Raw genomic sequence first — 12205 nt, forward strand, 5'->3', positions numbered from 1 at the left:
CCATTAATAACAGTTTCTGATATAAAGTGCTCCGGTATTGGCTTTTTACCCACAGGCGTTTATATTTACGCACCGGTAACGTTTAAGCAGAAATGTCAGATACACCCAACCATAGTCAACCATCACATCGAACGCCGCTTCTCTTTGAGCGCTTTATGAGCCAGCAAATAAGCGGTTTGGCTACCGTCCGCCCGGATGGGCTTATCCTTGGCGTAGATGCCTCTGCTGCCCGTATCCTTGGTGTAGATGCCCAATCCGTGAAAGGCAAAAATATCCGTGATTTCATACCTGTCCTTGAGATACCCGAGACGTTCTCTGCGCAAGAACAGCATGGCCTAACGACCATTGAGCACGAAGAATATGCCCATACCGTAGCCTATACCCTCAGGGGGGGATGGGAAAAGGAGCAGAGCCTTTATTTTTTAGTCCTCCACCTCCGTGACTCTATAACCAAAGGGCTGGAGCTCTACCGTCATATGTTTGAGTGGATCCCTACTGGCCTCGTGGTTTATAACCTCGATCAGCAAATGCCGCTCACCTGTAATCAGCGGCTGCTCGACCTGATAAATGTGCCTACAGAAGCGGAAGTACTCCATCCGGACAGCGTCTTGAGCCAAAAGCTTAAAACCCAGCTCTCCGGCATCCGATGGGACCAGGAACAATCCTTTCAGGTACACCTGACTACTCCGGATGGCCAACCGGTCTGCCTCAAAGCGACCACCAGTCTCATCCCCACTTTAGATGAAAGCATTATTTTAGTCCTCTTGCAGGATATCACCCAGCAAAATGTAAATGCCCGCGCCTTAAAGGAGAGCCGCAACACCCTGGAAGCGATTATTGGCAATGCTGTGGACGGTATCATCATTATTGACCACCGGGGCCAGATTCAAATGACTAATGAAGCCACAAGCCAGCTATTTGGATACCAGGCTGAGGAAATGCTTGGGCAAAACATAAGCATGCTCATGCCGGAGCCCCACCGTAGTGCCCACGATGGCTACCTCCAAAACTATATGGCTACTGGCGAAGGGCAAATTATTGGCGTGGGCCGGGAAGTACAGGGAAAACGCAAAAACGGCGAATTATTCCCTTTCCGGCTTGGGGTCAGCCGCATTGAAACAGAGGTTGGGCTGCTGTTCACCGGCGTTATCCACGACCTGACCGAAGAACATAAGGCTAAAGAAGAAATCATCAATCTTAACCGGGAGCTGGAGCAAAAAGTCGAAGAACGAACGGAAAAGCTGACCGAGGTGGTCAACAAACTCCTTCAGTCCAACCTCAAACTGGAAGAGCAAATCAAGGAAAGGCGGGCCGCAGAGGAAGCCCTGAGGCAAAACGAGGAGGAACTGCGACAAGCACTCGAACGGGAAAAAGAACTGAGCGAACTCAAATCGCGCTTCGTCTCTATGGCTTCACACGAATTCCGTACCCCCCTTACGACCATTGCTTCTTCCTCTGAACTGGTCAAGCTATACACGGATACTACCCAACAGCCCAAACGCGAAAAACACCTGCGCCGCATTCAGTCTGCCGTGACTAACCTAACCGGCATCCTGGGCGATTTCCTCTCCCTGAGCAAACTGGAAGAGGGTAAAATCAGCAACGTGCCTTCTCCGGTCAGCCTGCCGGAATTGCTCGAAGAGTCCGTTGATGACGTGCATGTCCTTTTGAAAAAAGAACAAAGCGTGGTCCGGGACTTCGAGGACCTGGGCGAGAAGGTGATGATCGATAAAAAAATCCTCAAAAACATCATGCTCAACCTACTGTCGAATGCCATCAAATATTCCGATGCCGGCTCAACCGTATGGCTGACGGCCCGGCTTGAGCAAGGCACGCTCAAAGTTAAGGTGCGGGACGAGGGCATCGGCATCCCGGAGAGCGACCAAAAACACTTGTTCAGCCGCTTCTTCCGGGCCGATAATGCCGTCAATATCCAAGGCACCGGGCTGGGCCTGAATATCGTGCACCGCTACCTGGAGCTGCTGGGTGGCAGCATCGGTTTTGAAAGCGTAGAAGGCAAGGGCACTACTTTTTTCTTTGAAGTGCCCGTAGGCGATTAGTCACTAAGTTCATTCGCTTTTTCAATGAGTTCTAACAATTCCTGCCGGTACCCGCCCGGGTCGTAAGTCATTGCACCGGAGCACCAGTTATAAATCTCATCATAACTGGTTTGCCCTTTGTATTCTGAATCCCGCATTAGCAGCCCAAAACTGGCTACCCCAGCCGCAAACCGCATATGCTCAGATGCCTGATCAAAGGTTGCGCTTTGATCAGGGATGTCTAAAGAGATCAGCTGGCTAACATCCGAAGTGGGGTCTTTGTACCGGAATTCGATGGTAAATGTAGGGACGCCAAAGCTGCTCCCACCACCACCGGCTGGCTTGATTTCGTAAAGTGCTGTAATGGCCTGCCCGGAACCGATCTCCCCTCCGTCTGCTTCATCGTCCTCAAAGTCTTCGTTGTCCAGCAAACGGTTTTCGTAGCCGATCAAACGATAGGCTTCTACCAAATTCGTGTTGAAGGTGACCTGGACTTTTACGTCTTTGGCTACAGTATATAGCTTGCCGAGCTCTTCCACCAGGACTTTCTCCGCTTGTTGCTGATTGTCAATGTATTCGTAAGTGCCATTCCCGTTGTTGGCGATTTGCTCCATGAGCTGATCGTTTAAATTGCCGGTACCGAAGCCCAGGACGGTCAGGAAGACGCCCTGCTCCCGCTTCTCTTCAATGAGTTGCACCAATTCATCCGTACTCGATGGCCCGACATTGAAATCGCCATCGGTAGCCAGTATTACCCGGTTATTGCCTTCTTCAATGTAGTTATCCAGGGCAATTTCGTAAGCCGTATTGATGCCATCAGCGCCCGCAGTGCTGCCACCGGAGGTCAGCCCTTCGATGGCGTTGATAATCGTCTCGGTCTGATCCCCTGCCGTGGAAGGCAAAGCCACACCCGCCTGTCCGGCATAGGTGACGATAGCGACACGGTCTTCGGCAGTAAGCTCCTGTGCCAGTAGTTTGAAGGCTTCCTGCAAAAGCGGCAGTTTCCTTGCACTCCCCATGGAACCGGAAACGTCAATTAAAAAAACCAGGTTGGAAGGCGGGATATCCTCCTCCTCAATGGTTTGACCCTTTATGCCAATACGGACCAGTTTATGGGCCGGCGCCCAGGGACAACGGCTGACTTCTCCGTTTAGCCCGATCGGGTCTGGGCCCTCAGGCTGGGGGTAGTCGTAGTCGAAGTAATTGATGAGCTCCTCGGTACGCAAAGCATCCGGGGGCGGCATAATGCCATCGGTCAGAAAACGGCGGGCATTGCTGTAGGAAGCGCCGTCCGCATCAATGGAGAAGGTGGAAGTGGGTTCTTCGGCAGTGGCGATGAAGGGGTTTTCGATGATTTCGGCGTACTGCTCACCCGTAACATCATAGTTAATGTAAGGCCCTCCTGCTCCGTTAACACCGTTTATAAGGGTACTGTCGCTGTACCGCCCGGGCTCATCGCTTTCGTCTAAAGAACATCCCCAAAGCAGGGCAGTAGCCAGAAATAATACAAGATACTTATGCATAATGGTTTCGGTTTAGTTTACTGTTGATGAATGGCCTCGCAGCCTATGACATGAAACGCCCCTTGCGGCACTTAAGGTAGGCCATCCGTAACAGGTATATGGTGTGAGTCGTATGCCCGGCCCAAAAGGGTTGGGTTGTTGGTCCAAAAGCGTGCCATTTTCAGCGAAAACCTTTTTCTATTGACCGATTGTTCTGTACTTTAGATTTCTTTCAAACCCGACACCATGAAGTGGAAAGACATCGACTATAAAGAAGAGGCAGAACAATTCCGGTACACGGTAGTGAGTTTTCCCGCCGCCGTACGGTTTATTCTCAGAGAGCGCGTATGGGAGGGATTCTGGACTTATGGATGGTTTTCCCGTATCCTTACTTTTGTGGCCATTCTGGTGGGGCTCAATATGATTGGCGATGCCCTGGAATTCTTTGAAGGCTTCAACGAGAATGCCATAGCACTGTCTTTTTCCGGAGTGACCTCTTTTGCCCAAAATCTTTACGACAACAGTATCGGCTTTCTGACGGACAGCGGTAGCCGCTTCCTCATGCTCGTCCTGCTAGAGGTCATCATTTTCCATGCCTCCCGTCAGACCCTGCGCCTCATTGCAGGCAGGGACAGCAAGGCCGCATTTGGAGATTTTCTGAATGCCCAAATCCGGATGCTGATCGTCAGTGGTTTTGCCTGGCTGATGACACTACTAGTGGCCATACCGGTCAAGATTTTCTTCGGGATTTTTGAATTCCTGGACTTCCTGAAACCGGGATTTCTTTTCGTGATTGAAGCTTTCTTCCTTGGCTTTTCAGTCGTAGATAACTATCAGGAACAGTATGGTCTGAGCATAAACGAAAGCTTTAAAAAAGCCAAAGAGAACCTGGGCATCAACCTCGCAATTGGCATCGTAGTCCGGTTGCTTTTCTGGGTGCCGGTACTTGGCCCGGTGGTCGCCCCGCTCATTGCGGCTGTAGCTGCAACCATTGTCATGCATGAAGAATGCGACCTGGAATCGAAAGTTCCTATGTCAGAAGATGTGGAAGCGGTAGCATAAGCAAGCCACTGTAGATGTTTAAAGGCAGGTGGGGTAAGCAAATGCATAGGTCTTTTCGGCAGATTTCCTTATTTTCCGCCGAAACATCAAAAGATAAATCATGAAGCTCAATCCAATCCTGATTATCCTGTTCGCCTTCCTGTTGGCTCTGCCCGCAGGAGCTCAGGTAGACCTCATCAACAAGGTAAAAAACAACCAAAGTGAAAACGCCAAAGCCGGCTTCCAATGGACACCTGTGGTGGACCTGGAGCGTACTTCCGTGAAAAATCAGGGCGCATCCGGCACCTGTTGGAGCTACAGCTCTAACTCCTTTCTGGAGTCCGAAATGATCCGCATGGGTAAAGAGCCGGTAGATCTGGCCGAAATGTTCACCGTGCGCAATACCTATGAAGAAAAAGCCGACCGCTACGTGCGCCTTCACGGCAACCTGAACTTCGGGCAGGGCGGTGCACTGCCGGATGTGATCGATATGTACGGCAAATATGGGGCCGTGCCTCAGTCTGCCTATGCCGGCCTGAACTATGGGTACGACTACAACCGCCACGGCGAGATGGAAGCGATCCTGAAAGGCATGCTTGATGCCGTCATCGCGAATAAAAACAAACGCCTCTCCCCTGCTTGGAAAGAAGCCTACAACAAAGTCCTGGATGTTTACCTGGGCGAACACCCAGAGTCGTTTGAATACATGGGCAAGACTTATACCCCAAAGTCGTTTGCAAAAGAAGTCGTGGGCGTTGAAGCCAATGACTATGTGCAGGTCACCAGCTGGACCCATCACCCTCTTTACGAAAAGTGTGTCATCCTGGTGCCGGACAACTGGACCTACGGGGAGTCGTACAACGTGGCCATGGAAGACATGATCACCATCATTGACCACGCCTTGGAAAATGGGTACTCCATTTCATGGGCAGCAGATGTAAGCGAAAAGTACTTCTCCTGGAAGAACGGTATTGCATTTGTGCCCGAGCAGGACTACGCCGATATGTCTGCCGAAGAGCGGGAACAACTCTTCAACGGACCCAAGCCGGAAGCAGCAATCACAGTGGAAATGCGCCAGGAAGCTTATGACAACTATACCACCACAGATGACCACGGCATGCAGATTGTGGGCATCTCCAAAGATCAAAACGGCAAGGAATGGTATCTGGTGAAGAACTCCTGGGGTACGGGCAACGACTACGAAGGTTATCTGTACGTGAGCAAAAACTACGTTCGTTTTAAGACCCTGTCGTTCCTGCTCCATAAGGAAGGCATACCGGCAAGCCTGCGTAAAAAGCTTAGCATGTAAGCTCCAAATGCGGGTTGCATGTAGTAGATAATGCCCCTGCACCCTGCCTCAAGGCGGGTGTGGGGGCATTGAATTTTAAGGCTATGTTTGGAAGAAAAAACGGATGCACTGCGCAAGGCAGGCATCCGTAAAGTAGCGGCTAAAATTATTTCATAGTGTCTGCTGGAGTTCTTAGGTTTAAGTAGTATTGTTCAGCTCCAGATCGTTTGGCCTCGCCGCTAAGCAGGCAGAATAAATCTTCATCTCGGTCCCTTACCCAAAGGTATGACCAACGCCAACCGGTATAGTGTACACGATTAAGCGTACGGCTACAGCAGTTGTAACTTCAGTATTAATTTGTAGGTGGATTATAATTTGCGTAAAATAATTAGGTCTTATTTGGCATAGGGGGAGGTACACAATAGACCGCCTGCGCTTTTAATTTAGGGTTTTAGGCGCTTTTTCCGCAAAATCAAGGGTGTATAATAATTACAGGATACTAAATAAATAGTCCTTACTTATTGTAGGTAAAAGAGTGGCTTGAAAGCCGGTGAGTTTTTGTGTTGCGTCTTTTGATTGGGTTCTTAAGACAAGTGTAAAGTTAGATAAAAAAAATCTAAATAAGAAATTATTTTTTGCCTGAACTCCCTGTCCTGAATCCACTTTTTTAAAACCGTAGTAAATTCGGAAAGGAGCGGTCGCTTAAAAAAAGAAAACGGAGGAAACTGCCAATCTACACTTTTTGTTCCGAGCCTCCCCTTAGCGACCATGTCTTTGTTGTCCATCCCTTACAACCGTCTATTGATAATCAGGCAATTATCTTTGTACAAGCATTGAATTAAAACTATTTTTGTAATAGCTTTGCACCTTAGTGTAAACCAAACACTATCAAAAAACTTATAACCATGCTTAAGAAACAGTATCTGAAAACTAAGCCAGTCTGTAAAGTAACCTTCAGCCTGCCTGCCCATGCCGTGAACGGCGCTAAGGAAGTAAAACTTCTCGGTGACTTCAACAACTGGAGCCCTGAATCCGCTCCAAAAATGAAAGCCGCAAAGGACGAGTACAAAGCCGTACTCGAACTGGAAACCGGCCGTCAGTACCAGTTCCGCTACCTCATCGATGAAGCCTACTGGGAAAATGACCACCAGGCCGATGGCTACATTCCTTCTCCTTACTCTGGCATCGACAACTCTGTAGTGGTGCTGGAAGAACAGCCCAAAGCAGCCCCTGCCAAAGCTGAAAAGGCAGCTCCTGCCAAAAAAACAGCCAAGAAAGCTGCGCCGGCAAAAGCGGCGACAAAGAAAGCAGCACCTGCTAAAAAAGCAGCACCTAAAAAAGCCGCTGCAAAGAAGACAGCAACTGATGACCTTAAGAAAATTGAAGGCATTGGCCCAAAAATCGCTACCCTGCTGGCCGAAGCAGGCATCAAGACCTTCAAGGACCTCGCTACCGCAAAAAAGACAAAAGTACAGGAAGTACTGACCACAGCTGGCCCTCGCTACAAAATGCACGATCCGGCTACCTGGATGGAGCAGGCCAAACTGGCAAACGCTGGCGAATGGGAGAAACTGGAGGAACTTCAAAAGGAGCTCAAAGGCGGAAAGCGCACCAAAAAGTAACTTTCCGCATCATTCCTAAACGAAAAGAAGCCCCGCCGGTCTGATATACCAACGGGGCTTCTCCTTTTCCTGCTTTGTTGTCCGGTCCTATTCTTTAAATAGTGAGAATGGCACAGCTTCCACCGTTTTGCGGTAAGCGGCAAAGTCGTTTTCAAAGAAGGATTCCACTCTATCCGTCACTTCCCGGACCTGCACTTTTGCCTGGTCCACCTTCATTTGGCCCATCGGTGACAGGGTCCCCTGCACGCCTTCCAGGTAGGAGTAAACGCCATATAAAGTACTGTTGAGCAAGCCGGTCGATCGCCGGATGCCTTTGAAGTCCTCCGGCAGCATATACAACTCTTCCAGCTGCGTGATGCTGTCCTGTAGTACCTTACCTTGCGCTTTGATGGCCTTCAGCGTACTGTCTGGTGCATGGACCAGCGCTTCGTTCACCCTTTTGATGGTCTTTTGAGCCTCCTGAAGACGAGTGAAGGCTTCCTCCGCTTCTTCCACCATCTCATAAAACGCCTTATAGCCCGCGTGCTCCGCCCGCAAATCGGCCAAATTAACGTCTAGCCTCGGATCGGCATGGACCTGTACCTTTGTGGAATCGGAAAAGTCTCCACTGCTGATGACCAGCTTGTATTCACCGGGGAGTACCTGATACCCCCGTGGTGGATCGCTGTCAGGCTTCGCCGCCCGCCGGGAAGGGAATCGCACACCCTCGGTACGCAGGTCCCAAGTAAAGCGGTTCATGCCGGGCTTAAGCTTTTCTGAAAACCGGCGAATGGTGTCGCCTGCCATGTCAAACACGACGATTTGGGCTTTCTTGCCCAGTTTCCGGCCTTCCTCCTGAGTCTCTTCTTCAGCCTCCTGCTTGTCCACCTTTTCTTTCTCCTCATCAGCTTCTTCTTCCTCAGCTGGTTTTTGCCAAACGGTAATCCGGGCGTAAGGCGAGCGGTTTTTCCCGCTGAATTCTCCGTCTGCCGGAAAATGAGAGCCTTCGTAGCTTTTGTAATTAGCCAGGTACGCATCGGGGACCGGAAAGGTGCGGAACGTATCCTGTAGAACGCCGCCTTCTGTCCTGGCAATCTCCTGCATCGGGCGGGTATCGTCCAGTACCCAGGCCGCACGCCCGAAAGTGCCGATAATCAAATCTTTGTCCCTGGGATGGATTTTGAGATCACGTACCGGTGTGGCCGGAAAGCCCTGATCCCACTGCTGCCAGTCTGCTCCGCCGTTCAGGCTGAAGTATAGCCCGTAATCTGTGCCCAGCCACAGCAGACTGGGAGCATCAGGGTCCTGCACGATAGACAGCGCGTGCCCTTCCACTTGGTCTTCATCTACAATTCGGTCAAAAGTTGCTCCAAAGTCGGTCGTATGGTAAGCCATCGGGCGCCAGTCGTTGCGGCGGTAATCATTGACGATGACAAAGGCTTCACCGGCATCGCTTGCTGAGACTTCGATATAGGGGATCCAGCTCCCGGGGCGGGCACCGGGCAGGCGGCTGCTCAATTCTGTCCAGGTTTTGCCGCCGTCCCGGGTAAGCTGCAGGTGGCCGTCATCTGTGCCCACCCAAATCACGTCTTCGGCCACCGGGCTGGGAGCGATAGCCAGAATATTGGTAAAATTCTCCGCCCGGGTATCATCGATGGTCAGCCCGCCGCTTTCAAACTGCCGCTGCTTAGTGGAGTCGTTGGTGGTGAGGTCAGGGGAAATGATTTCCCAGGTCAGGCCACAGTCCATGCTTTTGTGCACATACTGACTGCCGAAATACACCCCACAATCGTGGAAGGGGTTTTGTGCGATAGCCGCATTCCAGTTGAAGCGCAGCTCCTCCCCTTCCGGATGTACCGGCTTGACGAAACGGCTTTTGCCTGTCTCCCGGTCGATATAGGACACATTGCCACCCTGTGACATGGCGTATACGTAACGGTTGTTATCGGGCCGGAAGACCACATCAAAGCCATCGCCAAAGTAGACCTCCTGCCAATCTGTATTCTGAATGCCGCCGTATTCCCAAACCGAACTGGGGCCCACCCAGGAACCGTTGTCCTGCATACCGCCGGCGATATGGTAAGGGACATCCATATCCACACTAATGTGGTAAAACTGCGCCAGGGGCAGAGTTTGCACAAAGCGCCAGGTGTCACCGCCGTCGTGGCTGATATTCAGGCCGCCGTCATTCCCTTCGATCATGTAGGCAGGGTTCTCGGGGTGCACCCAAAAAGCGTGGTGGTCCGGGTGGGTGCCCCGGCCAAAGCCTTCAAAAGTCTTGCCACCATCTTCCGATTTAGACAGATAGGACCAAAGGTTGAAAATCCGGTTTTCGTTCTTAGGGTCTGCGAAGATATCGGCATAGTAAAAAGGCCGATTGCCAATATCTTCGGTGGAGACCAGTTTCCACTTGAAGCCGCCGTCCGTAGATTTGTAAAATCCGTTTTTCTTCGCCTCGATCAACGCATAAACGATATTAGGCTTAGAAGGGGCAATCGCCAGCCCCATGCGCCCGAGGTCTCCTTTTGGCAGGCCATCCTCTGAAGTCCGTTCTTCCCAGCTGTCTCCACCGTCAAAGGATACGTAGAGGCCGGAACCTTCGCCACCAGAATTGAAAAACCAGGGCTTACGCCCGAATTCCCACATGGCAGCAATCAGCTTGTTCGGATTGGAGGGGTCCACCACCAAATCCGCACAGCCCGTGGAGTCATTGACAAACAGGACTTTTTCCCAGGTCTCTCCTCCGTCTTCGGTCCGGAAAACGCCCCGTTCCGGATTTGAGCCCCAGGCGGAGCCCAGTGCAGCGGCGTACACCACATCCGGATTGTCGCGATGGATAATGATCCGGTGGATGGTGCGGGTGTTTTCCAGCCCCATCCGCTTCCAGTTTTTGCCCCCATCGATGGATTTGAAAATGCCCGCGCCGCTATTGTGGGAGTTCCGGGGGTTGCCTTCGCCTGTACCCACCCAAATTTCATCGGGATTATCCTGATTGATCGCCAGGGCGCCGATGGACTGCAGAGGCGCATCCTCAAATACAGGCTCCCACTTGATGCCACCGCTGCCGGAGTACCAGACACCGCCCGATGCAGTGCCGATGTAGATACGGTTAGGCTGAGCATTTACTACATCAATGGTGGTGACCCGCCCGCTCATCCCAGCAGGGCCAATACTGCGGGGCGCAAGGGCTTCAAAGTGGTCCAGGTCGATATTCTGACCGGATAAAGGAAAGGATAAAACACTAAGGCTGAAAACCAACAGCCAGCTTAACTTTTGAATCATTTGCATAAGGTGCTTTTTCGTTTTGAAAGGTAAAATACGGGTTCTCCGGGGTTTCCCACAATCGCAGTCTCAGACCTGACGGCAGCATGACATACACTACAGGACTGCCGAAGCACGAAATCCAATAGTTTTTATTGTACCTTCGAAGTCAAACAGGCAGTACATGAAGTTTAAGGACTACAACCTACATCCACAGCTACAAAAAGGGATTGAAAAAGCCGGGCTTAAACGGCCCACCGATATTCAGTATAAGTCCATACCCGGCATTCTCAAAGGAGAGGACGTGCTGGCTGTTGCCCAAACCGGTACGGGAAAAACGGCTGCCTTTGCCATACCTATCCTGCACAAACTGCACGTACAAAAACAGCAGGCCCGCAGAGACGATGGCATGCGCTGCCTGGTCATGACGCCCACCCACGAGCTGGCCCTGCAAGTAGCTAAAGTCTTTCAGGACCTCGGCGCCCATACGCTCGTAAAAACCATGGCGCTTATTGGGGGGGTGGACCAGGAACCTCAGATTGAGGCCCTTCAAAAAGGTGTGGACGTACTCGTTGCCACTCCCGGGCGGTTTTTCGACCTGATCAGTCAGGGGCACCTGCGGCCCGAACGCATTCAAATTCTGGTGCTTGATGAAGCGGACCACATGCTGGACCTGGGTTTTTTGCAGGACATTAGCGACTTGCACCGCAAACTACCGGCCAAACGGCAGACCCTTTTCTTCTCTGCTACCATCAACCTGCACATTAAGAAAATGGCCTACGCGCTAATCAATCAGCAGGCCATACGCATTCAGATTTCGCCAAAGGACCCGGTTTCCAAAAACGTGGACCACTACGTAGCGGCGATAGAAATGGATGACAAACGCTTCTTTCTGGAGCGGATCATCAAAGAGAATCCCGACAGTAAAATCCTGGTCTTCGTCCGCACCAAAGTCCGTGCCGAGCGGGTCGCCAAAGCGATGGAGCGGGTCGATATTCAGGCGCTGACCATACACAGCGACAAAGATCAGAAAGACCGTTCAGCTGTACTTCGGCAATTCCGGGAAGGGGCAACACGGGTGCTCATTGCCACTGACGTGAGTGCAAGGGGCATTGACATTCCCGGTGTAACCTATGTCATTAACTACGACTTACCAGAGCAGGCGGAAAACTATGTGCACCGCGTAGGGCGGACGGGACGGGGTAAGGCCCGCGGGCAGGCGCTGAGTTTCTGCAGTCCTAATGAAGCGGAACTGCTGGAGGCTATCGAAGCTTATATTGGCAAGGCGATCAAAGTCCTGGATGTAGAGCGGGGAGAATACGAAAACACCCGCCTGCTTTCGGAAGATGCCGGGTTGAGCTTAGAAGACATGCTCTCTGAAATAGAAGATCTGGAAGCAGAGCAAAAGCGGAAAAAGAAAAAAAAGTAGCTTCAAAAGTCATAAAATAGCCCATCGTGGCTTGACTAATGAAC

The 12205-nt window shown here is 51.3% G+C and carries 7 protein-coding genes; 5 read left to right on the forward strand and 2 right to left on the reverse strand.

The window, feature by feature from the left end:
• Nucleotides 1-155 precede the first annotated feature (155 nt).
• On the forward strand, nucleotides 156-2060 hold the full coding sequence (locus tag MRY86_RS20070; RefSeq protein WP_293567719.1) for a PAS domain S-box protein: 1905 nt from the start codon (nucleotides 156-158) through the stop codon (nucleotides 2058-2060).
• On the opposite strand, the gene MRY86_RS20075 is transcribed toward MRY86_RS20070, so the two are convergent.
• The gene (locus MRY86_RS20075) at nucleotides 2057-3562 is read right to left on the reverse strand and encodes a VWA domain-containing protein (protein ID WP_293567717.1); all 1506 of its coding nucleotides are present in this window, start codon (nucleotides 3560-3562) and stop codon (nucleotides 2057-2059) included. The genes MRY86_RS20070 and MRY86_RS20075 overlap by 4 nt on opposite strands.
• Before the next feature lie 225 nt (nucleotides 3563-3787).
• On the opposite strand from MRY86_RS20075, the gene MRY86_RS20080 reads away from it, so the two are divergent.
• The 3 genes from MRY86_RS20080 (at nucleotide 3788) to MRY86_RS20090 (ending at nucleotide 7492) form a co-directional block, all read left to right on the forward strand.
• Nucleotides 3788-4603 carry a hypothetical protein gene (locus MRY86_RS20080; RefSeq protein WP_293567715.1) on the forward strand — a complete coding sequence of 272 codons (816 nt, stop codon included), beginning with the start codon at nucleotides 3788-3790 and terminating at the stop codon, nucleotides 4601-4603.
• Nucleotides 4604-4703: 100 nt separating this feature from the next.
• Entirely contained in the window at nucleotides 4704-5891 is a 1188-nt protein-coding gene (locus MRY86_RS20085; protein ID WP_293567713.1) for a C1 family peptidase, read from the forward strand.
• Between the two features lie 884 nt (nucleotides 5892-6775).
• Entirely contained in the window at nucleotides 6776-7492 is a 717-nt protein-coding gene (locus MRY86_RS20090; protein WP_293567711.1) for a helix-hairpin-helix domain-containing protein, read from the forward strand.
• 87 nt (nucleotides 7493-7579) lie between these two features.
• On the opposite strand, the gene MRY86_RS20095 is transcribed toward MRY86_RS20090, so the two are convergent.
• Nucleotides 7580-10759 carry a hypothetical protein gene (locus MRY86_RS20095; protein WP_293571845.1) on the reverse strand — a complete coding sequence of 1060 codons (3180 nt, stop codon included), beginning with the start codon at nucleotides 10757-10759 and terminating at the stop codon, nucleotides 7580-7582.
• A gap of 157 nt (nucleotides 10760-10916) precedes the next feature.
• Between MRY86_RS20095 and MRY86_RS20100 the strand changes: the two genes are divergently transcribed.
• Complete coding sequence (locus tag MRY86_RS20100) at nucleotides 10917-12161, forward strand: DEAD/DEAH box helicase (RefSeq protein WP_293567707.1); 1245 nt, start codon at nucleotides 10917-10919, stop codon at nucleotides 12159-12161.
• Nucleotides 12162-12205 lie beyond the last annotated feature (44 nt).

It is taken from the genome of Phaeodactylibacter sp. (assembly GCF_022763345.1).
In the GTDB taxonomy this organism is placed as follows: Bacteria; Bacteroidota; Bacteroidia; order Chitinophagales; family Saprospiraceae; genus Phaeodactylibacter.